We start from the raw sequence: 22,381 nt of genomic DNA on the forward strand, positions 1-22,381 counted from the left end.
TATAAATGATGAAAAATCAGTCTGTCAAAGCACACCAAGGCTATTCAGTTGTAGACTGAACGGCTGTTGGTAGAAACGTTTGCCGGCAACTTGGTACAGTGCATTTGCCACGGCCCCAAAAACAGGCGGGAAAGGGGGTTCACCTAAGCCGGTAGGATCTGTATCACTTTGCACAAAATGAACATCGATCTTTTGGGGCGCCTCATGCATCCGGATCATCCTGTAGTTATAGAAGTTGGTCTGCTCTGCGGCACCATTTTTATGTGTCAAGGCCCCATACAAAGCATTCCCGATTCCATCGACCACGGCACCCTGCACCATATTCGTTGCCGCATCGGGATTGATCACAATCCCGCAATCAATGGCACTTACTACCCTTTCGACATAAGGTTGCCCGTCTCTCATCACCATGTCCACCACATGGGCCGCATAGGAGTTATGGCAGAAGTAAGCTGCAACGCCCCGGCTGTATTTCTTGTTTTCCGCTTTGTTCCACCCCGATTTTTCCTGCACCAACTTCAGCACTTGAGCATAGCGATCCGCGTCGTACTCGTTATTCTTTCCTACAGGGTTCTCTTTGGCCCGTTTCAAAAGATCCAATCTAAAATCAATGGGGTCCTTGCCCATCGCTTCTGCCAGTTCATCCAGGAATGATTGCTCTGCCGCCGCATTGAAGTTTGATCGCGGTGCCCGGAAGGCGCCAATCGTGATATTGGAAGGGATCTGCCACCCTTCCGCAAGATAATTGTCAACTGCACCGGCAGGAAACCTGTTGGCATGGATGGCGTGTTCCGGAATACCGCCGCCTTTTACATGAAATGCGATCAGATTCTTATTCGCATCCAGAGCGGCCCGGTAAGTAGCCGTGTACATCGGGCGATAGATACCATAGGTCATATCGTCCTCACGGGTGTAGACAAGCTTGACAGGAGCTTTTACCTTTTTGGAGATCAAGGCCGCCTCCGTCAGGTAATGCCCGTATGCTCTGCGCCCAAAGCCTCCCCCCATACGGGTCATCCGGATCTCTATCTTGTCGGCTGGCAGGTTCAACACCTTTGAGAGAGTGGGTTCTGTCCAACCCGGTGCCTGCAACGGACCTACCAATAAGGCTTTTTCATCTGTGACATGGGCGAAGAAATTCATCGGCTCCAGACAGTTGTGTGCCAGAAACGGGGCATTGTAGGTCCGTTCAATGACCTGAGCCGCGTTCTTGAATGCCGTTTCCGGGTCTCCGTCCTTCCTTAGCTGCTGGGCAGGTTTTGCTGCATATTCCTGCATCTTCCTAAGCTGAGCGTCTGTGCTTTCAAGCTCGCCCGGAACAAGGACCTCCCTTTTCCCGCCCCTGCCGCCCATGGTGTCTTTGGTGTCGCCGGCAGGTTCCCACTGTACTTTTAGTTTTTTGCGGGCCTTCATCACCTCCCAGGTGGTGTTGCCCACCACCACCAAGAGATCGTTGAAGCTCCGTGTATCGAAACCGCCCTGCTCAAAGCCGTCTTCGTATAGTTTTTGGCTGAAAACATCCTTTATGCCCGGCAGTTTCAGTGCCTCAGCTGCATCGAAAGACTTCAGTTTCATCCCGAAAGCAGGTGGGTGTTCAATCATGGCGATCAGCATTCCTGGCTGTTGGTAGTCTAACCCAAAAAGAGGTTTACCGGAGACGATCTTCAAACCCTCCACATTTTTCCTGGAGCTTCGTACGACATTGAAATTCTTTACCTCTTTTAGCTTCACCTCTTTGGGAATGGGGATAGCTGCTGCTTTGGATGCAAAACTGCCATAGGTGCCTGACTTGCCGCTTCTTTCATGATACAGCATCCCTGCTTTAGTGGTCACTTCCTCCACAGGCACCCCCCAGGTTTGGGCTGCCGCTTCCATTAATACATGCCGTGCTGCCGCGCCTGCTTCGCGGAGAGGTTTCCAATACATCCGCACTGAATTGCTTCCTCCGGTAAATTGTGGCCCTAGTTTCACACTGTCGTGTGGTCCCATTTCTACGACTACTTTTTGCCAGTCCGCCTCCAATTCCTCGGCCACAATCATGGGGAGTGAAGTCATCACGTTCTGCCCGAACTCCGGGTTAGGGTTCAGGATTTTTATGATGTTATCGGGAGTGATCTTGATGTACCCGTTGATCTCCATCCAGTTCTCGTTAACATCAGGGGCATTTTTAGTATCGGCAGGGCTGAATGCTGACAGCCAGGTAAAACTTATCATCAGTCCGCCTCCGGCAAGTGCCGAAGATTTCAGGAATGATCGCCTGGTTATGGAGGTCTTTTGTTGTGTCATGGCTGCGATAATTTATACCCGGATGATTGTTTACAGTCGAATTGATTCTGAACCTTATGAAGGCGTCCCTTTGGTCAATTTAAGCTTTTTTAACCAATTCTTCGCCTGAAGAAGTGGTTGTTTGACGGGTTTCAGGAATTAATGTAAACCGCCAGATCAAAGGGGAGCTTTCAAGTGCAAAACAGCTTATTTGAAATTGTTGTATTCTTCATCAGTCACTGGGTTGCCCCACTCCGCAGCCCCTTTCTCGGCATTGGTGGAAATGGCAATATGCGTAAGTTCAGTATCAGGCGAGGCCCCATGCCAATGCTCTACCCCGGGAGGGCATTTCACTACATCCCCCTTTTGCATAATCCTCACTGGTGTTCCTCTTTCCTGGTAATGGCCTTTTCCTTCTGTGACCAGCAAGACCTGGCCGCCGGGGTGCCGGTGCCAATTCGACCTTGCCCCAGGCTCAAACGTGACGCTGCCAGCCCCAATGTCTAACCGATCTTCAGAGGTCACCAGCATATTCACCCAAACGGTGCCTGTGAAATTAGCGGCTGGGGCCCTTACTCCTTTGGCGTAAAGGACACCTGGTGCCTGTGCGGTTTCCTTCGCGTTTTGCGCCACTGCGCAGCTTGAAAGGCAGAAAGCGGCAAACACGGCAGCCATCATTATTAGGTTTTTCATGTCAAATGAGTGTATGTTGTAAGTGAATAAGTATCCGAAGTGTTCGACTGTTTCTACTTCTTCCTTGATGCCAACAGGGTATTAAGGACCTTCCTGCCAGACTCAGCCTCCTTCTTCCCGACGTTTGTCTCCACGAGGGTAAGCAGGTGCCTTAGCTGAGATTCGTTCATGCCCAGGTTCATCGCGATGCCCATATGGGACTGCATCATCGGCTCCACCCCCCCAAGGCTTATCAGGGCGGAGATGGTGGCGATTTCCCGGTCTGAGTAACTCAGGATATCCCGGGTGAAAAGATCTGCAAACAGATGTTCCTTTAGAAATACCTCAATTTCGGGGCTGAAGGCGGCGTAGCCTTTTTTAGGCCCGGTTTCCGGTTTGCCGGTCAGGGTTTCCAGGACTTTTTTCCCTTGCTGGTATTTCGTATCGGTGCTTGTTACCGGGGAAGCTTCTTTGCCAACCTCATCAACCATGCCTTTTGCCTTTCTCTCTTCCAGTACCGCTAACAAGGTGTTTAGTCCCTGTATGCTTCTGGGAAAGCCGCAGTAGGCATACAGGTGAACAAGTGCCTCCTTGGTTTCATTGATGGTCAGCCCCGCGTCCAACCCCGCGTTCAACGCTTTGCCGAGGCGCTCCAAATCACCTTTCGCTGTGAAGGAGGATATGGTAACGATATGCTGCTGCCTGGCGTCTAACGTTTCTGTCCCTTTGGGTTTACCTTGCGCGTTCATACTACCCGGAAGGCAAAACACAAGGGCTGTAAAGGCGAGCAGGAAAGTGGAATGCATTTTCTTCATAGGGACTGGTTTATTAAAATATTGGTCATCATCAAGGGAGTTCCCACAATTATCTTTTTGTTGCCGCTTCAACTCCGGAGAAATCAAGGACGGCCTGTGGCAGGCGCATTCCCTTAATCTCAATGGCGGTCACTTCCTGGTTGAACTGTCGTATCTCTTCAGCGGTAAAACGCACACCGTCAGCACCATTGTTTTGCAGCATGTGTGCCATCTGTGTCGTGCCGGGGATAGGCACAATCCACGGCTTCTGAGCCAGGAGCCATGCCAGCGATATCTGGGCGGGGCTGGCCTGCTTACGTGCGGCCCAACTCTTCACCAAATCCACCAAGGCCAGGTTGTGGGGTAGGTTCTCCGGTGAGAAGCGGGACTCTATGCCTCGGATGTCACCCGGGGCGAACCGCGTGTTTGCGTCTATGGCCCCGGTGAGAAAGCCTACGCCGAGCGGGCTCCACGGGACGAAGCCGATGCCGAGTTCCTGGCAAAGCGGAATAACTCCATCCTCCGGCCCGCGCCATAGAAGGGAATACTCGTTCTGGATAGCCGTGACAGGATGAACGGCATGCGCCCTTCTCACAGTCTGAAGTCCCGGTTCAGAAAGCCCGTAATGCAGCACCTTCCCTTCGTTGATAAGGTCTTTCATCAACCCGGCAACATCTTCAATTGGAACATCCGGGTCTACACGGTGCTGGTACAATAAATCAATACGGTCGGTTTGGAGGCGCTTCAGCATGCCTTCCACCACTTTTCTAACATGTTCCGGTCGACTGTTAAGCCCGGGTCGCCGTGCTCCCGTCTCCTGGTCTATGTTCCAGCCGAACTTCGAGCAGATCACTACTTTGTCCCGGAAGGGTGCGACTCCCTCCCCAAGTATTCGCTCCACTTCATGAGGACCGTAGGCCTCGGCTGCGTCGTAAAAGGTGACACCACGGTCGAAAGCTGTCCGAATGATGTTATGCATCTCGGGCCGATAGGGAACCTCCGTTGTATACTTGCGGCTCATATTCTGGACGCCAAGGCCAACGCTGGAAACTTCCAGAGTCCCAAGTTTACGCCGGCCCGTGACGGTAGCGGATTGCTGATCGGAGGCCTGGGCGTTACCACCGGTTGAACTTGCCGCCAGTGTTGTGCAGGCGCTGGGCAGCATGGCCGCTCCGGCCAGCACCAAACCGGTCTTAAGCAGTTCGCGGCGCTTCATTCCGCTATTCGTGTCGTTATTTGTCTGATTAGCCATAGTTGATTTGTATGGTGGTGAAAGGTTGCTATTCCCTGCCTCTTTCAGGTATTGGTTGACTTCTATTCTAACCTTTAAAGGTTAGAATAGAAGTCAACCAATTTAGTCACGGCCTTATTTACATAAGCGGGTTTCCAGTAGCTTTGTATATGAGTGGCTCCATCAAGCAGAAAAAGCTCCTTAGTTTTGGCATTAGTTGCTTTACTAAAGGCTTCATCTGTCATATATTTTGTATCCGCTTTGCTTCCGGCAATCATCAACAGGGGCTGGTTGATCAAATCCATATCAGTGGCGGCATCCCAGGTCATTAAGTCGAGCAGGCTGCTCATGGTATATAAAAAGGTTGAATTGGGATGTGCATGGGTTCTGTAATAGTATTCGTATCCTTCACGGTATAGATCGGTCGGGGTTTTAGCGATTTCTTCATCGGTTATGCTCGCCACACCTGCATAAATTATCTTACCGCCCTCTGCTTCCTGCGCACGGGCATCCGAAGCTTGTTTTAGGCGTTCGTGGATGGTATTTAACTGAGAATCCTGAAAGCCATTACGTCTTACCTCACCTGAGTTGAACATGCTCAAGGTTGCGACTGCTTTGAAACGTTTATCGCTCTGCGCTGCTTTCAAAGTATAGCCGCCGCCGCCACAGATACCTAAAACACCCAAACGGTTTGCGTCAACCCCTTTGTATTGCGTGATAAAGTCAGCCATACCACGGATATCATCCGTTCGGAAAGCTGGTTTATCTGTATGACGTGGCTGTCCGCCACTTGCACCCTGATAGGCAGCATCAGCAGCAACGGTAATATAACCCGCTTCTGCCAAACGCTGCGCATATAAGCCGGCTGCCTGCTCTTTCACACCACCATTAGGGTGAGCAACCACCACTGCCGGATATTTCTTTGACGGGTCATAACCTGCAGGGGTATAAACATTGGCAGCGATATCAATCCCATTCAGTTTATATGCCACCGGATGGATATTGACTTTTCCCTTTATATTTTCTGTGATCGCATCCCCATAGACCAGACCGAAGGGATTTTTCGATTTGGTCTGGGCGGAAGACAGGATACTTGTTGTCATAAACATTGCCACTATAATTAATCTTATCTGTATCATTTTATTGTAATTATGTTCTCTTTTTCAAGCAGCTGATGTGTTATTGTATGAATAGAAAGAGGTTTAGATTTTCTTCCTTATTACTTACAGATTTACTTACTGGTATTGCTGATCGGTGAATTTTAGTCTCTGTCTATCCGATATAACCTGCCGCCATCCGTGATGGCATAGAGAGCGCCATCGGCTCCCTGGGTAATATCCCTGAAGCGCTGCCGTTCATTTGCCAGCAGCCTCTCTTCCCCTACCACCCGGTTGTTCTCCATAACCAGTCGTATAATATGCATTCCGCTCAGGCAACCTATAAACAGGTTGTTTTGCCACTCCGCCATACGGCTGCCGCTATAGAAGGTCATTCCGCCGGGGGATACCACCGGGTCCCAATAGTAGACCGGTTGCTCCATTCCCTCTCTTTGCTGGATCCCGCTTCCCACTGGCTGTCCCCCGTAATCGATACCGTACGTAATGATTGGCCAGCCATAGTTTGCCCCTGCCAGGACCCGGTTCAGTTCATCGCCGCCTCTGGGGCCGTGCTCACTTTGCCATATATCACCTGTTACCGGGTGGATAGCCAGCCCTTGCGGATTCCGATGCCCCATAGAATACAGTTCGGGACGGACACCTGATTGACTCAGAAAGGGATTGGCCGGAGCAGGTTGCCCATCGGTGGTAATTCTTATGATCTTGCCCAGAGCGGAATCAGTCGATTGGGCCTGTTGCCGGATGCCAGGGTCTGCGCGCTCTCCAGAGCTGACCAACAGGTTCCCCATTCGGTCAAAGACAACCCTGGCCCCGTAATGGTTATTCCCTGCATAAGCCGGCCCGGCCCGGTAAATAACAGCTACCCCTTCCAGGGCCCGTTCGTCAGCAGACAAACTGCCTTTTGCAATTGCCGTTTGATTACCTGCCGGGCTTGGTTCCGAAAAAGCCCAATAGATCATCCGGTTGGTCGCAAAATCTGGGTCGAGGCATACCCCCAGCAATCCGCCCTGCCCAGAGGAGTTGACCTGCGGGACTCCAGTGAGGGGTTCACTTATATTGCCGCCATTGGAAACGATACGCATAAGGCCGGCCTTCTCCGTTACCAGCAACCGGCCGTCCGGCAGACTGGATATGCCCCAGGGCCTTGCCAGCGAGGTAGTAACCACATCTACTTTATATCTGGCTAAGGTGGTAACACCATTCACCCGGGTTTGACCTGTAAAGGCAGGCCGGTAATTCGTATTCGAGGCGTTTGTTTCTACCGGTGCCGCTGAAGGATTAGGAGTAGGAGCTGGATTTGAATCTGGCTCTAAGTCCTTATCGCCAGAGCACGACATAAAGGCGAGTGAACAACTAATGAGGAAAATCAGGCTCTGTTTCATTGAGTTTAGTCTGAGTATTTTAAAATATGTGCGCTAATTGACTCCTTAGAAGCTTTCCCCGCATAAACAGGGTGGTTGCCTATTTGATCAGACCAACTCTCCTAAGCCATTTTGTTATCTCCTCCTGGGCCTGCTTTTCTTTTTCTCCCTCCATCACAAAATAAACCCCGTCTCTTTCCACGCCCCCTCTGGTAGTGAATCCTTCCAGTAGCTTGCTGTTGGGTGCCAGTGCTTTTACTGTCTCGAAACTGCTTCCTATTCCGTAGCCGGCATTGGTGTTGAAAGGCACGATGGTTTTCCCGCTAAGGTCATGTTGCGTTAAGAAACTTTTCATGGGCGGGGGAAGCTGCATACCCCAGGTAGGGAACCCTACAAAGACTACATCATAGTTTTGAATGGTGTCTATCCTTGTTTTTAAAGGGGGAAGAAAACCTGACTCGTTCTCCTGCGCTACCTGCTGCACGATGGCTTGGTAATCTTCCGGGTAAGGCGTTTCCAGCTCGAGCGCTACCAGGGTGCCGCCTACCTTCTGATGTATCATCTCGGCAATGGCTTTCGTGTTCTTAGTTCGGGACAAGTACACGATAAGCACATTTCTATCTTTTGGTGTTTCCTCTTTTTCAGGGGGTGGGTTTTGTGCTTTTGAACAAGCCGGTAGCATACAAACTACCATGCTCACCAGTACCCATAGTTTTATTATCCTTTTCATTTTCATCTCTTTACACTATGCAAAGTTCCGAACATCAAAAGGATTTTATGGTAGATGGATTACTGGTGTTACTACCAATATTACTGATCCAGACCTTTTTCCTTTAGCCATTCAGACAGTAAATCCGCTACCGCTACATTATTCAAATCTGACATAGGGAAGTGCGTGTTGCCTTTAAGGCCGACATCAGGAAGATAAACAAGCGTAACATCCCCGCCATGCCTGTTCACGGCATCTCTCCACCGTTTAGCCATAGCCAGCGCAGCACGCCACTGCTCCTGGCCAGGGTTTGGTGTTGGCTGCTCAGGGATATAATCGCCATAGTAGATGATAATAGGGATTTTTGTCAGCTTTATAAATTCATCCATTGGAACACCCGCAGCCTGCAAACGGCCACCTACATACGGAATGGGCTCAGGCACTTCGCCTTCGGGAAATAAGAAACCACTTCCAGGCTCATAAGAGGCAATGGCTTTTATGTTGCTGTTTTTGATCGCCGTGCGCCATCCCTGCCCTCCACTATGTGAGTGGGTAATCAGAACGCCGGGCCCGGTCTTGTCGAACAGTGCCGATACCGCGTCGGTACTGACCTCCATATCAAAAGGGCCTGTGTTGGGTACCATCTGGCGGTAGAACTGGTCCAGGGCTTCCGGGTCTTTTGAGAATTGAACACCGGGAAAGAATTCAGAACCGATGCCGAGACGGAAAATACCGAACCAAAGCTGATCGTCCGGCGCTGCTGAAATGGCGGTAGGCTCAGTGCTGCGGGCTGCCCTGCCACGCCGTGGCTGGTCAAGCAGATAGACTGGGAAGCCGCGTCGCAGGAAAATGTTCTGAAAGCCCTCACGCCCATCCGGCGTGGTTTCCCAGGTCTTGGCAGACTGCCCGAACCCGTGCCAAAACACCAGCGGGAGTTCACGGGCCTTCTCCGGTATCTGGTAAAAAACATAGGCATGGTCACCATGCAGTGTCTGCCCCTCCGAAGCCTGGTCGGCTGGGTTGAATGCCCCGTGCGCAAGAGGGTCGAAGGTGCCGGGAGCAGTGACCACCGTACCGCCCACTGCAAAGCTGCCTTGTTCCTGAATCACTAGCTGTCCGCTGCTGTTGCCCTCTTTCTGGGAGTTACAGGCAGTCATGAGCACAGCGGCGGCACTCCATAATAGAATCAGGTGTGTTTTATAGTTGAGCATTTTCACTGTATGATTTCGTCTGATTGACAGAATAAATAGTTTACTTTTCCTCTTTTAGCTTGCGGGTGGTGCTTCAACATTAGAAAACTCGGGCACGAACTTCGATGCGATCACTACTTTGACGCGGAAGAAGGCGATACCTTAACCGAAGGCCCGTTCCACCTCATGAGGGCCGTCAGCATAGGCCGCATCGTAAATAGTGAGGCCACAGTCGAAAGCTGTCGTATGTGAGGCCAGCAAAGTCCACCCCGGCTAAGGTCAGGCAGGTTCTAAAAGGCACGTCGATTCATACCTATAGAGGCTGGTGTTAGTTTTGCGGCGGCTGATTATTATCCTTAACGGGCCTGCTAAGCCTTGAGAAAGTGAGTGAGCCCATCTTCCATTTGCCGTTTTCCTTTATGTAAACCTCCGTCACCATAAAGGGATTCGTAACTTCGTTCCCGCCTACCACGGCCACTAAGTCGATGTCATTCAGCAGGATGGCCGTGTTGCCAATGAAATTTACTGCCGCTGAATATACTTCGGCTTTCTTATAATGAATCCGCCCGCTTTCAATAACACCAAGTTCCTGATCCTTCCCCCAGCTTCCCCCCATGTGAACAAACACGGATTTTTCATCGAATAAGGTCTTCAAAGAATCCACCTTCTTATCTGCCATCCAGCGCCACTTGTCTTTCGAGAGTTGGAGGATTTCCTGCTCTGCTTTTGTAGTGTTGGTCGTGGTTGAATTCGGTAGTTTCGCCTGGGCATGTAATAGCTGCATACTGGCAATGCACAAGAACAATCCAAAAATTACTTTTTTCATGTGTCTAAATTTTAGTGTTTGTTTACTTTGAGGTATTTTACCTTGTTACAGGGCGGTTTTCCCTCTTTTTTAACGGTTAATCATTTTCTGTGCTTGCTCTGAATACCGATGACCTTGAATTTCAATATTTGACAGGGCTGCATTGATCTCCTGAAGCTCATGCGCGGCTAACCCAACAGCAGCCGTCCCGAGGTTCTCCTCCAGGCGGTGCAGTTTTGTTGTGCCGGGAATTGGCACAATCCATGGCTTTTGCGCCAACAGCCATGCGAGGGCTATTTGCGCGGATGTCGCTCCCTTTTCTTTTGCAATCTTTCCGAGTAGATCCACCAAAGCCTGGTTGGCTTTTCGATTTTCCTCCGAGAAACGGGGAACCGTGTTTCGAAAGTCATTTTTATCGAAAGCGGTAGTTCCATCAATCTTGCCTGTAAGAAATCCTTTGCCAAGCGGGCTGAAGGGTACAAAGCCGATTCCGAGTTCTTCCAAAGCAGGAAGTATTTCCTGTTCAGGCTCCCGCCACCAAAGGGAGTATTCGCTTTGCAGAGCAGCTATTGGCTGAACAGCATGTGCATCTCGTATGGTTTGGACGCCTGCTTCTGAAAGCCCAAAGTGCTTTACTTTCCCCTCTTTGATCAGTTCCCTCACCGTTCCTGCCACCTCTTCAATGGGAACATGGGGATCTACACGATGCTGATAGAATAAATCAATTGCCTCTGTTTTTAACCGCTTGAGAGAAGCCTCCGCTACAGCCCTGATGTGCTCCGGTCTACTATCCAAGCCTGTCATAGCACCGTTCTCCAGCCTGAAACCAAACTTGGTGGCGATGACAACCTGATCACGAAGCGGCTCTAAAGCTTCACCAAGCAGCTCTTCGTTTGCGAAGGGGCCGTATGCTTCGGCAGTATCAAAGAAAGTGACGCCGAGTTCATAAGCTCTTCGGATGAGTTTGACAGCGTCTTTCTTTTCTGTTGCAGGACCATATCCAAAACTCAGGCCCATGCAGCCAAGGCCAAGAGCTGATACTTCCAGGCCGCTGGTGCCTAACGTTCGTTTTTGCATAATCTCCCTTATGAAAGTATTTGATGAATGTATTTTATTCCTGCCTGACACAGCGTCCCCTTGCCGGATCACAAAGCAGCTCGCCGTGGCATCCAGGGTATGGAAAGCTGCGGTGGCTTATTTTTTGCCGCCAAGGTATTCCTGTTCGGTCAGCTTTTCCATCCAGATGGTTTTGCCATTTTGAGCAGGTGTAGTGGACAGGTAGGTAACCCCGCTTTCCGGTGTTGCGCCGTGCCAATGCACTACGCCTGGGGCACATTTCACGACCTCCCCTTTGCGAACCGTTTGCTTCGGCTTGCCTTTTTCCTGGTAATAACCGGTGCCTGCCAATATCAATAGAATTTGTCCACCAGGATGGGTATGCCAGTTTAATCTGGCACCAGGGTCGAAGGTGGCAACAGAGGTGCCGTAATTGAAAGTGCTGTCCGGCTCACTTAACTCATGGAGCCAAACATTTCCCACGTGGTTTACATTGGGAGCTTTTTCACCTTTCGGGAAAATAGGGGCATCCTGCGCCACTGCCTGACCAGACAGTGCGGCAAAGAATACTGTGGTTAAATACAATATTTTTTTCATGCTATACTTTGTAAGGTATTTTATTTCAATTTCTATTGCCATGTGAGCTGAAGAAGCCGTTCAAATCGCAGTACGCCGGCACATGGTTTATATGTTGATCATTACGGGAGATACCCCATATCCATGCGATCCGCTGGCCCTGCTTTTCAACTAATCCTACCCTTTATACTTTGATGGGGGTATTTTAGAGCTTCAATGCCTTTATGGATTCATAATATATTTTATGTTTATTGATAGAGAAGAAATCTAAGGCGTGCAACGCCGTTCCGAAGAGTAGGATTCCCAATCCAATTCCCCGGTGCAAATTCCCGGAGTTAAATAGTAACAAGACAACTCCGGCTAGGACTGCGATTGACGCCAGTATGGTTGATATCCTGTAACCTGTTGCTAAAACTTTTTCAATTCTTTGTAGTTCAGATACCTGCAACTCCCTGTTCGATTGCGTGTAGTTAGAAACCTCTTCCATTTTTTTATCACTCTGGAGCAGGGCACCTAAACCAGACAGAAACAAAAGCCCGGAAACAACAAGCGTGTAGGTAAGCCCTCTATAGAGCTGGCCACTCCCGGGTTGGCGAAAAGCAACCCAGGCAATAATTAGAAAGGCTAATCCAATCGCAGCAGCAAGTAATGCCATGCTCCTTTCGCTATGGTAGTACTGCTTGATGTATTCTGTCATTTCCATTGTGTTAGTCTGATATTAGGGATTGCTGCTCGCGTGAAAGAACAAATCAAATATCAACCCTTTTCTGGCCAATCAATTTCACCATAACTGGATTTCGGTGGTCAAAGAAGAGGCTTGTCTGCTGATCCAAGGCAATTATGGCATCCATGTCTTCCTGGGTGAGTTGAAAATCAAAAACCCTGAAGTTCTCCTCCATGCGCTCCTTGCGCACAGACTTGGGAATAGCGATCACGCCCCTTTGGGTAAGCCACCGCAGAACCACCTGGGCCACTGTCTTTCCGTGCTTCTGCCCTATGGAGAGCAGCAATTCATTCGTGAAAAGATCGTTCTTTCCTTCCGCGAACGGTCCCCAGGACTGGATCTGCACGTTGTTCTCCTGCAGGAACTGCTGCGTATCGGTTTGCTGGAGAAAAGGGTGTGTTTCGATCTGGTTTATAGCAGGCACGATCTCGTTATGAACGATCAAATCCATCACCCTGTCAGGGTGGAAGTTACTCACGCCGATGGCTCTTATTCTGCCCTCACGGTAGAGTTCCTCCATGGCCCGCCACGCGCCGTGGACATCGCCGTAGGGCTGGTGAATGAGATACAGGTCAAGGTAATCCAAGCCCAGTCGCTGCAGCGACCTCTCGAACGCCTTTTTCGCCTGTTCGTAACCGGCGTCCTGCACCCATAGCTTGGTCGTGATAAACAGCTCCTCCCGGGGAACACCGCTTCTCTTGATGGCTTTACCAACCGCTTCCTCATTCAGGTAAACCGCGGCTGTGTCAATCAGGCGGTAACCGGTCTGTATGGCATCGTACACACTTCTCTCGCACTCCTCAGCGTCGGGTATCTGAAAAACGCCGAAACCCAGTAGGGGCATTTCCACACCATTATTTAACTTGACATTTTCCATTGTCTTTTGTATTTCTATGAAGGTTTGCTATTATGATTTTTAAATTTGTCTCTTCGCCTTAATAGGCAAGTGATGATGATAGCTCACGATAGGCATCAGTTTGCTGCTGAAGCGTGGCGGCTACCTGCTCTGCTGCACCCACAGCATCAGCCCCGGCAATGAAACGTACTGGTGGTTTTTCTTCGCCGGCAATTTTTACAAGCGCATGTCCAAGCTTTGCAGGATCACCTGACTGCTGCCCATTGGCTCCTTTCCAGAATTCCATCTGCTGAGCCCTACGCTCATTATAGTCCTTTATCGGGTTGTCAGCGTATTGCGAGGATTGTTCAGTGAGAAGTTCTGTGCGGAAGAAGCCTGGGTTGACAATAGTGGTATTGATACCAAATGGAGCTACTTCTGCCTGTAAAGCGAGCATCCACCCTTCTAAACCGAACTTTGCTGATGAATATGCGCTGCAGAACTCATAGCTGGTAAGGCCCGCAGTAGATGAGATAGAAATAATGTGGCCTGAGCCTTGGTTACGCATAACTGGCAACACGGCACGGGTCACAATCATCGGCCCATACAAACTTGTCTGAAGCTGCTGTATTATTTGTTCCTGTGTCAACTCCTCAAAGTAACCACCAATGAAATTGGCCGCGTTGTTGACTAAGACATCTATGCCCCCAAACTTATCTACAGCAGCTCTGGCAGCGGCCGCAGCATCTGCTGAACTGGTTACGTCCAGCTTTACCACGAAAAGATTCTCTGTCTCACCAAGTGCCTTCCTTACATTTTCTATATTGCGAGCGGTTGCTACTACTTTATGACCTGAAGCCAATGCCGCTTTTGCAATATCTACCCCCATACCGCGGCCGGCTCCGGTGATCAACCAAACTTTTTGAGTAACCATAGTCTTTAATCTTTATACTACAATTGTATTTCTATTGCAAAGGTAAAGGGTCGTATATCCCTGGTAGTTATATAGATTACAGGTATTCATACCATTATTACTGATTCAGGAAATTCCATCAGGTAAGTGGCGGCGAAAGCAGTATTTTTGAATGCTTAAAACAATTGTGATTATGGATAATCTAAGGAGATTTGATACAGTGAGCGAATACAACGCCTTCAACAACCAGGAGACGCTGCACCCGCTGGTAAGTGTGCTCGATTTGTCAAAGGCAAACCCCAGGGCAGCTTCCAACATGTATTTCGGCTGCTATACCGTTTTTTTAAAAGATGTGAAATGCGGAGATTTGAGGTACGGCCGGGCAACTTATGACTATCAGGAAGGAACGCTCGTGTTCATCGCGCCCGGCCAGGTGGTTAGTGTTGACAGCAGTGGCGAGGTTTACCAGCCCAAGGGTTACGCCCTTGTCTTCCATCCTGACCTGATTCATGGCACTGCCCTTGGGCGGCATATTCAGGATTATACCTTCTTCGGCTACCAATCCAACGAGGCGCTTCATCTGTCCGAGCGGGAAAGAAGGATTGTTATGGATTGTCTCTCTAAGATCGAGTATGAGCTGGAGCATGCCGTTGACAAGCACAGCAAAAGGTTGATCGCCTCCAACATCGAGCTGCTGCTCAACTATTGCGTCCGCTTCTATGACCGGCAGTTCATCACCCGCGACAATGCCCATAAAGGGGTTTTAGAGAGGTTCGAAAATTTACTCAATGAGTACTTCCAGACGGAAAAACCCCAGACGATTGGTTTGCCCTCCGTAGCATACTGTGCGGGAGAGTTGAATCTGTCGGCCAACTATTTCGGGGACCTGATCAAGAAGGAGACCGGCCAGTCAGCCCAGGTATATATCCAGTCCAAGGTGATTGATGTGGCGAAGGAAAGGATCTTTGACCAAAGCAAATCCGTTAGCCAGATCGCTTATGAGCTAGGCTTTAAGTACCCTCAGCATTTCACAAGGCTGTTCAAACAGCGGGTTGGATTATCACCTAACGACTACCGGATTCTTAATTGATAATTAAATTTAATAATGCAGTTAATGACAGGGAGGGAGCTAGACACTGTTGTGTTGCTAATCCTAGACATATAGGCAGACATTCCACAAATGTAACCGGCAGGCAATGGACTCTTATCCTACTTAGTTAGGTAAAGGCCCATTGTCGTTCCATCTGCAGCCTTTAAGAAGTCCTTCAGGAGACTATTCATCATCAATTGAAATTAACAAATGTATGTCATGGCAACTGCTGTGTAGTCTACTTTATCTAATAACACATTTTATGTTCAGTAACTTTTCAGTTTAAGCAGGTGTTACTGGCCATAAGGCGCTTTATAGGACAAGCTATCAGCGTAGGTTCAACGCAAAAAAAGCTGTGGTAAGAGCTACTGGCAAAGATTAAGATGGCCCATTTTGCTTTAGTAAGTAGGCCAAAGCAGTCTGCCTGATGGCGGTATTCTGCTTGTTTACGGCCAAGGCCAGTGCCTTCCTTGTCCCCACGAACACGATCAGTTTCTTTGCCCTGGTGATGCCTGTGTACACCAGGTTCCGGAACAGCATCCCAAAGTGCTGCGTGACGATAGGAATAATGACCGTCTCAAACTCACTGCCCTGTGACTTGTGGATCGTAATGGCATAGGCCAGGTCCAGCTCCAGCAGATGCTCCTTTTGATACCTTACCTCCTTTTCCTCCTTACCCGCTTTAAAGCTCACCATCAGCTCCATTTCTTCATTGTCCACTCCCGTGACCGTACCGATGTCACCGTTGAACACGTTCAGGTCATAGTTGTTCCGCTTCTGGATCACCCGGTCCCCTTCCCGGAACAGCCTCCCTCCTACTGTCAGCTGTGCTTTCCCTAATCCTGCCGGATTTATTTTCTCTTGAATTACTTTGTTGAGGTTGGAGGTGCCCAAACTGCCCTTGGTCATAGGTGAGAGTATCTGTATCTCCGTTCCGTTGCCGTAGTATTTGGGAATGATGGCCTCATACAGCTTCTCTACCATCCCCACGGCTGAAAGGCCATAATGAAGGGACGACCAGGGATGAACCCTCTGGAGGACCTCTTTAAGTTCCTCGCTGTGGCTGTTGGCCTGCAGCAGTGCCTCCACATCCACATGAGCAAATTTGGCTGGAATGGACAAGTTACTGCCCTGGCTATAGTATTCGGCCGGTGGCTCCGCTGCCTTGGCCGTCTCCTCCCCTGCCAGTCTCCTCACCTTGGAAATAAACCGCAGCTCTTCGGTGGTGGCTTCCTCTGAGTCGATAAACAAGCAGTCCTTTCTCTCCTGCCAGACAGGGGGCCTGTGAAAGGGTGACTCTATCCTGGGTACCTCTCCTCGGTTGATCTGATGGGCATAGGAGATGATGAGCGATTCCTGGGCTTGCCGGAACACTTTGGTCAGCCGCAGGCAAGAGACTACTCCGGAGGCGATCATGTCTTTGAGCACATTGCCCGCCCCCACCGCCGGGAGCTGGTCGGCATCCCCTATCAGCACCACCTGGCAAGCGGCAGGCATGGCTCGGAGTAAGGCGGCAGCAAGATGCACGTCCAGCATCGAGCACTCATCGACGATGAGGGTATCCGTTTGCAGCGGGTCCAGCTCATTGCGTTTGAAGCCTCCCTTGCCAGGGTCCCATTCCAGCAGGCGGTGAATGGTCTTGGCTTCCACGCCAATCACCTCACTCATGCGCTGGGCTGCCCTGCCTGTAGGAGCTGCCAGCATGACTTTCCTGGCCATCTGCTGCAGCACGCCCACCAGGGCGCGGGTGGTGGTGGTCTTGCCGCACCCAGGCCCACCGGTGAGGATGGAGAGGCGCTCGGCAGCTATCTGGAGCACACTCTGCCACTGTTCCTCGCTCAGGGAGATATGATGCAGCTGACAGTAAACCGCCAGGTCTTGCTGCAGATGCTCCCTGTTAAGCTTTATTTGCTGGCTGGCCAGCTCTTTGACCTTGGTGGCGATGTACTGCTCATCGTAATACAGGGAATGGGCATAGAAGCACTTTTGCGCCTCCCCCTTCTCATCCGGCAGTAGCCTCACTTTCAGCTCTTCCTTTTTCTCCATCTCTCGGAGACTAGCCTCCAGGGCCGCAAAATCGACCAGGGACAGCAGCTCCGCCACCGCCCGGAGGATCTGCTCCTGGGTGAGGTAGCAATGCCCCTCTTCCCGGGCATTTTGCAGCACATGCCCAATGGCGGCCTGGATACGCTGTGGAGAGTCCTCCGCAAGCCCCAGGCTCAAGGCCACTTTATCGGCAGAGAAGAAGCCGATGCCATAGATGTCTGTCGCCAAGCGATAGGGATTGTCTTGGACGATCTCAGTGGCATCATTGCCATAGGACTTGTAGATCTTGACAGCAAACAGAGTAGAGATGCCGTGGGACTGCAGGAAGAGCATCACGTTCCTTATCTCCTGGTGTTCCACCCAGGCTTTGCTGATCATCTCCAGCTTGAGCCGGGCAATGCCTTCCACCTCGGTGAGCCTTCCGATGCAGGAATTAAACACGTCCAGAGTCTTGTCTCCGAAATGCCGGACGATCCTTTTGGCCGTCACCGGGCCGACGCCTTTGATCAGGCCGGAGCCCAGGTATTTCTCCAGGGCATTGGCTGTTGCGGGCTTTCTCTCGATGACCTTGCTGGCTTTGAACTGCAAGCCATAGCTGGGGTGGTTTGTCCACTCCCCGTAGAAATCCATGGTGGCCCCGGCAAAGACCTTGGACTGGTGAACGATAACAATGAACTCCTCATTTGGCCTTTGAAAGCTGTTTACTTTGAGTACGGTATAGCCGGTCTCTGCGCTATGGAAGGTCACGCGCTTTACAATACCAGATAACTTTTCCAACTCCGCTGAAGTTTGTCTGTCAAGTGCCTGCATGTACAAAGAAAGGTGAAACCAAAGATATAATGCCTGAACAAGATTGAAAAAGGGTATAGTTCTTTTCAGTTCCAGGTTAAACGTATTTAACTATTCCCTTTACTACCTCTAGGAGGTATTCATCGTCCCATCCTGCCATTTTTCTTCTGTTCTTCATGCTCTGCTTGTCCTGTACCTGGCCTAGCAGCTGCAGCGCCATTTTCCTGGCAGTGGCCATGTTTTGTGGAGCATTTCCCTGCCTGGTGCGGGACATGTCCTCCCGGAACACGACGTCCAGCCGCCAGTGCAGCCTGTTTTCAATGCTCCAGTGGTTGCGCACCAGTTTGTTGAACTGCGCTGGCCTGGCCTCCAGGCTGCTCAGGTAGAAGCGGGTTTCAGTAGTTGTATGGCTATTCTTCTCGCGCTGGCTCTCTACCATCACCACCGACTTAAGCTTAGGCCAGCCGGCAAGGCCATCGAGCAGTTCCAGCTGGTTCTCCACATAGCAGCGCCGCTTCTCTATCCTGCCGCTGCCAAAATCGCCCCACTCGTCCACAGGCAGGGCCCCTTCCCTTTTCTCCATCCACTCGGAGAGCTGCTCATAGGCATTCTTCTGGTCCTTTTTGACAGCTACCAGATAGTCCCCCTGCCCAGCTACTATCAACTCGGCGTTACTCGTCTGGCAGCCTGCTGCATCGCAGCTTACCAGCGCCCCCGGCAGGTCCAAAGACTTTAGCAGCTCGGGGATGGCTGTCTTCTCGTTGCTCTTGGCCGCCACTGTCTCCTGCCCCAGCACCAGCTGCTGCTCGGCCACCCAGGCGCTCACGATGCAGATGCCACTCTTTTTAGCCCCCACCTTTGCTGTGGCCCGCAACACTTTGCCATCCAGGTTTATCTGGGACATCCTCTCCTCCAGAAAAGAGAGAAGCTCCCTGGACCAGGTGTAGAGACAGGCACCGAAGGCCTCCTTGTCCATGAACTTGAAGACCCGGTTAAAGGTGTCGTGGGAGGGAATGCCGTTGGGAAGATCCAGGAAAGTGCGCAAAAAAGGCTCCTTCCTCTTGCGGTAGGCCGCTATCTCCTTAAAATCATCCGCCCCACTCACGATAGCTAGAAGAGCAATAACTAAAATGTCAACAATTGAATGCTTCTTGCGCCGGTTCAAACCAAAATCAGGAACTCCAGCAAAAAAGGTAGTTAAATCCATGCAAGGCTAACACCAAACAAAATCATTTTAGCTCATTAACCGCTACTTTTTAATGCGTTTGACCTGTTTCAGTTCTTCACAAAGCAAGAGGGACGGTTAATAGGCCCTGATGTCTTAAGAAGTGAATAAAAAATGGAGGTAAATCTTTAACAACTATTATGTTAAACATATTCTTACAATGCTTCAGTAATAATCATACAGGGAGCACATCTATCTCAAAAATAGCTGTGGTGTACAATGCATGATGGCATTAGATAAATACGAACTCAAGCCATTAACAAAGTTAGCATATAGTAGTCAAGATGGTTTAAAACCCTCTAATGCTTACTATTCGTTTCTTAAAGGCTGTTTTGATTTAAAATTTTAGTATTACAGAAGCTCAGAAAAGCATAATCAAGGAAATGGGGGAATGCCCTTTTAGCTTAATTTCATAGAATCCTTATTCGCAAAACTTCTGGAAAAATGAATTTCAACAAAATCAAAACAGCCACACAGAATCTAAAAAACCAATTTAATAGCCCAACAGCCGCATTTTTAAATGTTGACAACCCTGAGGTGAAAGCTGAGGTGAGATTGTACACAAAAAAATCACCCGCTTTTCACCTTAAGTTTGTATCAGCAACAACGAATAAAATAATGGAAACTTTAATCTTGGAGAAACTTGACGAACTAACTAAAATGCTCACACTGCAACGTGCACAGACAAATGAGATCCTTACTTTAGATGAAGCAGCATATTTTTTAGGGTTGAGCAAATCCCAGGTCTATAAACTTACTAGCACCAGGCAAATTCCTTACTACTGCCCCAATGGTAAAAAATGCTACTTTTTGAAGGCTGACTTATCAGAGTGGATGCTACGCTTCCGAAAAGCAACTTTTGAAGAAATTAAAAATACGGCAGTGACCAATACCTCAACCAGCCGCAGGAGGTAGTTCACTACTGTGAACCCAAATTGACAACATACAATCACCTGATTGACCATAACCTTCCAATCTCTCTGACGGAGATTAACTAAACTGAATTTTTTATTCAATAAACTTTAACTCATTATACACATGATCCTGACCTTACTGTCGCCACTGCCAGGATGATGGCAAAAGTAACAGCCTTGACCGCATGGATCATTTCCTACTAAGGGTATAGTAGTACACCGATTTCCTTTGATCAAAGCAACTACACATAATATGGTACAGAAAAATATATTTAATTCTAAACCTGATTTGCCTGAAACTTATGACAATTTAAACCTCGCGGATATTTATGAGGGCCTCCCCGAATTTTACAAATCATTGCTAAAGCACCACCGAGACCCGCAAGAAGTATTGATAGCAACATTCGCTGTCATTACCACTTCCGCGGCATTGATACCCAATGTATTTGTGCACTATGGAAGCAAGCGTTCATACCCATTTTTATTTCTGATGCTATTACTCCCACCTGCAAATGGAAAATCAGCCTTGAGCCTGAGCAGAAATTTGTTATTGGAGATTAACAAAAAACTTACTAAAGAATATGATGAAGCATTGAAGAGATTTCAGCATGATTCGATAATCTACAAAAAGGGGGTGAAGGCCGGAGCATCTGGTTTGCCTCCGACTCCGCCAAAACTACAGCAGATTATCTTGGCTGGAAATGCGACCAGTGCAAGACTAATTCTTCAGCTCGCAGAGAATGGTGAAAACATCCCATTAGTCATATCCGAGACTGAAATTGACGTTGTTTCGGGCATGCTTTCAGGCGAAATGGGAGCTCAGAATTCGGTTATTCTTAGGCAGGCATTCCATAACGAAACTACTTCAAGCGCACGCAAAGCAGACAAAGAGACACTAACTGCGGAAAGGCCCAAATTAGCCTTACTCCTTTCAGGTACTGAAAACCAAGTAAGTGCACTCTTTAAAGGAAATGAGGATGGTCTTCTTTCTCGGTTTCTTGTTCTAGATTTGGTTGGCAGCATGCAATGGGTCTCACCAAGACCTAGAACCGGAGAGTTGCCACTAGAAAATCATTATTCAGATTATGCTAACAAATTTTTAAAGCTATGGCACCAGACTCAAAATCTGGCAATAGAGGTGAAATTCACTGACGAGCAATGGGATGAGTTAGACAACAAAGGAAAGCATCTTCAGAAGCTTGCTCATTTGGCTGGAGGGGCTTATGCTATTAGCTTGGCACGACGACATGTGCTGATGGCTACCAGATTGTGTACCATCATTACCTTCTTCAGACAAATTGATCCAGCCGCATGTGTTGTTCCGCACATTGCTGGAGCACTGTATCCATCTGAGACTGATTTCAAGATCAGTCTGGAACTTACGGCATATTCATTCCAAAAGGCTTTGGAGCTCTTTCAAAGAATGCCAAGTTCCTCGCCCATTAAAACAAACAGTACTCGCCAATTCAATTTTTTCGAAGCCCTTCCGTCAGACTTCAATATGGTCGAGGCAGTTTCGGTAGCACAAAAGCTGAAGATTCCCACTCGAACGAAAGATCGCTGGCTTAGTGAGTTCGTGCAGACTGGTGCTTTGGAAAAATTAGGAAGAGGTTTATACAAAAAAAGCCCTGTGGCAGTAATGGCAGTGGCAGAGAAAAAAGAAAATTCAACTATTTAACAACCAATAGAAATTTCAAACAAATGAATATTACTCTTACAATTGAAGAAAAATATATTTCTTTCAGAGATGCCGATGACAACATTATCTATGACATTCGGAAATGCGATTTGGGAGAATCATACAACTATCCTGAAGGGCAAATTAGTTTTTGGATATATGAATTAGTTGCAAAAAAATGGGCAACAAAACCTATGTTAATTCAGCTTTTCGAAATAATGAAGTTGGAGGCACCGGACAGTAAGATGGATTGGGAGGAGACGAGAGAATTTATAGAATATCATTATTAACATAACTGCCAATGCCACTTATGCCACGCTATATTTTTTTATAGCGTGGCATTTTACTTGACAATGCGACTGATAGCTAATTTACCAATTATAGCTTTAA

General features: G+C 49.0%; 20 protein-coding genes. 4 read left to right on the plus strand and 16 right to left on the minus strand.

Translation table 11 applies throughout. The features are described 5' to 3' along the window. Positions 1 to 24: 24 nt before the first annotated feature. The 14 genes from FJM74_RS06220 to FJM74_RS06285 all read right to left on the minus strand — a co-directional run bounded on the left by FJM74_RS06220 (position 25) and on the right by FJM74_RS06285 (position 14,270). Positions 25 to 2,286 (minus strand): xanthine dehydrogenase family protein molybdopterin-binding subunit, encoded by a 2,262-nt coding sequence (locus FJM74_RS06220; RefSeq protein ID WP_187261714.1) that lies wholly within the window; start codon positions 2,284 to 2,286, stop codon positions 25 to 27. Positions 2,287 to 2,472: 186 nt separating this feature from the next. After that, positions 2,473 to 2,958, minus strand: coding sequence for a (R)-mandelonitrile lyase (locus FJM74_RS06225; RefSeq protein ID WP_187261715.1), 486 nt, complete (start codon positions 2,956 to 2,958; stop codon positions 2,473 to 2,475). Positions 2,959 to 3,011: 53 nt separating this feature from the next. Then, the gene (locus FJM74_RS06230; RefSeq protein ID WP_206684004.1) at positions 3,012 to 3,752 is read right to left on the minus strand and encodes a carboxymuconolactone decarboxylase family protein; all 741 of its coding nucleotides are present in this window, start codon (positions 3,750 to 3,752) and stop codon (positions 3,012 to 3,014) included. 49 nt (positions 3,753 to 3,801) lie between these two features. After that, positions 3,802 to 4,983: an aldo/keto reductase gene (locus tag FJM74_RS06235; RefSeq protein ID WP_206684005.1), complete on the minus strand. Its 1,182-nt coding sequence runs from the start codon at positions 4,981 to 4,983 to the stop codon at positions 3,802 to 3,804. A gap of 74 nt (positions 4,984 to 5,057) precedes the next feature. Continuing rightward, positions 5,058 to 6,101, minus strand: coding sequence for an alpha/beta hydrolase (locus FJM74_RS06240; RefSeq protein WP_187261716.1), 1,044 nt, complete (start codon positions 6,099 to 6,101; stop codon positions 5,058 to 5,060). 122 nt (positions 6,102 to 6,223) lie between these two features. Next, a complete protein-coding gene (locus FJM74_RS06245; RefSeq protein ID WP_187261717.1) occupies positions 6,224 to 7,462 on the minus strand; it encodes a PQQ-dependent sugar dehydrogenase in 1,239 nt (412 codons plus the stop codon). Between the two features lie 79 nt (positions 7,463 to 7,541). Continuing rightward, on the minus strand, positions 7,542 to 8,171 hold the full coding sequence (locus tag FJM74_RS06250; RefSeq protein ID WP_187261718.1) for a flavodoxin family protein: 630 nt from the start codon (positions 8,169 to 8,171) through the stop codon (positions 7,542 to 7,544). Positions 8,172 to 8,251: 80 nt separating this feature from the next. Then, a complete protein-coding gene (locus tag FJM74_RS06255) occupies positions 8,252 to 9,361 on the minus strand; it encodes an alpha/beta hydrolase (protein WP_187261719.1) in 1,110 nt (369 codons plus the stop codon). Positions 9,362 to 9,668: 307 nt separating this feature from the next. Further along, on the minus strand, positions 9,669 to 10,166 hold the full coding sequence (locus FJM74_RS06260; RefSeq protein ID WP_187261720.1) for a nuclear transport factor 2 family protein: 498 nt from the start codon (positions 10,164 to 10,166) through the stop codon (positions 9,669 to 9,671). 69 nt (positions 10,167 to 10,235) lie between these two features. Then, positions 10,236 to 11,222: an aldo/keto reductase gene (locus FJM74_RS06265; protein WP_187261721.1), complete on the minus strand. Its 987-nt coding sequence runs from the start codon at positions 11,220 to 11,222 to the stop codon at positions 10,236 to 10,238. Between the two features lie 117 nt (positions 11,223 to 11,339). Further along, positions 11,340 to 11,798 (minus strand): cupin domain-containing protein, encoded by a 459-nt coding sequence (locus tag FJM74_RS06270; RefSeq protein WP_187261722.1) that lies wholly within the window; start codon positions 11,796 to 11,798, stop codon positions 11,340 to 11,342. A gap of 184 nt (positions 11,799 to 11,982) precedes the next feature. Then, a complete protein-coding gene (locus FJM74_RS06275) occupies positions 11,983 to 12,474 on the minus strand; it encodes a hypothetical protein (protein WP_187261723.1) in 492 nt (163 codons plus the stop codon). A 52-nt stretch (positions 12,475 to 12,526) separates the two neighbouring features. After that, the gene (locus tag FJM74_RS06280; protein WP_187261724.1) at positions 12,527 to 13,378 is read right to left on the minus strand and encodes an aldo/keto reductase; all 852 of its coding nucleotides are present in this window, start codon (positions 13,376 to 13,378) and stop codon (positions 12,527 to 12,529) included. A gap of 58 nt (positions 13,379 to 13,436) precedes the next feature. Beyond that, complete coding sequence (locus FJM74_RS06285; protein WP_187261725.1) at positions 13,437 to 14,270, minus strand: SDR family oxidoreductase; 834 nt, start codon at positions 14,268 to 14,270, stop codon at positions 13,437 to 13,439. 172 nt (positions 14,271 to 14,442) lie between these two features. Between FJM74_RS06285 and FJM74_RS06290 the strand changes: the two genes are divergently transcribed. Then, positions 14,443 to 15,339, plus strand: a complete 897-nt coding sequence (locus tag FJM74_RS06290; protein WP_187261726.1) for a helix-turn-helix domain-containing protein — start codon at positions 14,443 to 14,445, stop codon at positions 15,337 to 15,339. A 378-nt stretch (positions 15,340 to 15,717) separates the two neighbouring features. Here FJM74_RS06290 and recD2 read toward each other — a convergent pair whose 3' ends face one another. Both recD2 and FJM74_RS06300 read right to left on the minus strand, forming a co-directional pair. Next, the gene (recD2, locus tag FJM74_RS06295; protein WP_241738969.1) at positions 15,718 to 18,162 is read right to left on the minus strand and encodes an SF1B family DNA helicase RecD2; all 2,445 of its coding nucleotides are present in this window, start codon (positions 18,160 to 18,162) and stop codon (positions 15,718 to 15,720) included. A 109-nt stretch (positions 18,163 to 18,271) separates the two neighbouring features. Then, positions 18,272 to 19,381, minus strand: coding sequence for an ISAs1 family transposase (locus tag FJM74_RS06300; RefSeq protein ID WP_241738970.1), 1,110 nt, complete (start codon positions 19,379 to 19,381; stop codon positions 18,272 to 18,274). A gap of 462 nt (positions 19,382 to 19,843) precedes the next feature. Between FJM74_RS06300 and FJM74_RS22190 the strand changes: the two genes are divergently transcribed. The 3 genes from FJM74_RS22190 to FJM74_RS06315 all read left to right on the plus strand — a co-directional run bounded on the left by FJM74_RS22190 (position 19,844) and on the right by FJM74_RS06315 (position 22,281). After that, entirely contained in the window at positions 19,844 to 20,314 is a 471-nt protein-coding gene (locus FJM74_RS22190; RefSeq protein ID WP_206684006.1) for a helix-turn-helix domain-containing protein, read from the plus strand. A 252-nt stretch (positions 20,315 to 20,566) separates the two neighbouring features. Continuing rightward, positions 20,567 to 21,991, plus strand: coding sequence for a DUF3987 domain-containing protein (locus FJM74_RS06310; RefSeq protein ID WP_187261729.1), 1,425 nt, complete (start codon positions 20,567 to 20,569; stop codon positions 21,989 to 21,991). A 23-nt stretch (positions 21,992 to 22,014) separates the two neighbouring features. After that, complete coding sequence (locus FJM74_RS06315) at positions 22,015 to 22,281, plus strand: hypothetical protein (protein ID WP_187261730.1); 267 nt, start codon at positions 22,015 to 22,017, stop codon at positions 22,279 to 22,281. The last annotated feature ends 100 nt before the right edge of the window (positions 22,282 to 22,381 follow it).

The sequence above is a fragment of the Pontibacter beigongshangensis genome, assembly GCF_014332515.1.
Classification (GTDB): Bacteria; Bacteroidota; Bacteroidia; order Cytophagales; family Hymenobacteraceae; genus Pontibacter; species Pontibacter beigongshangensis.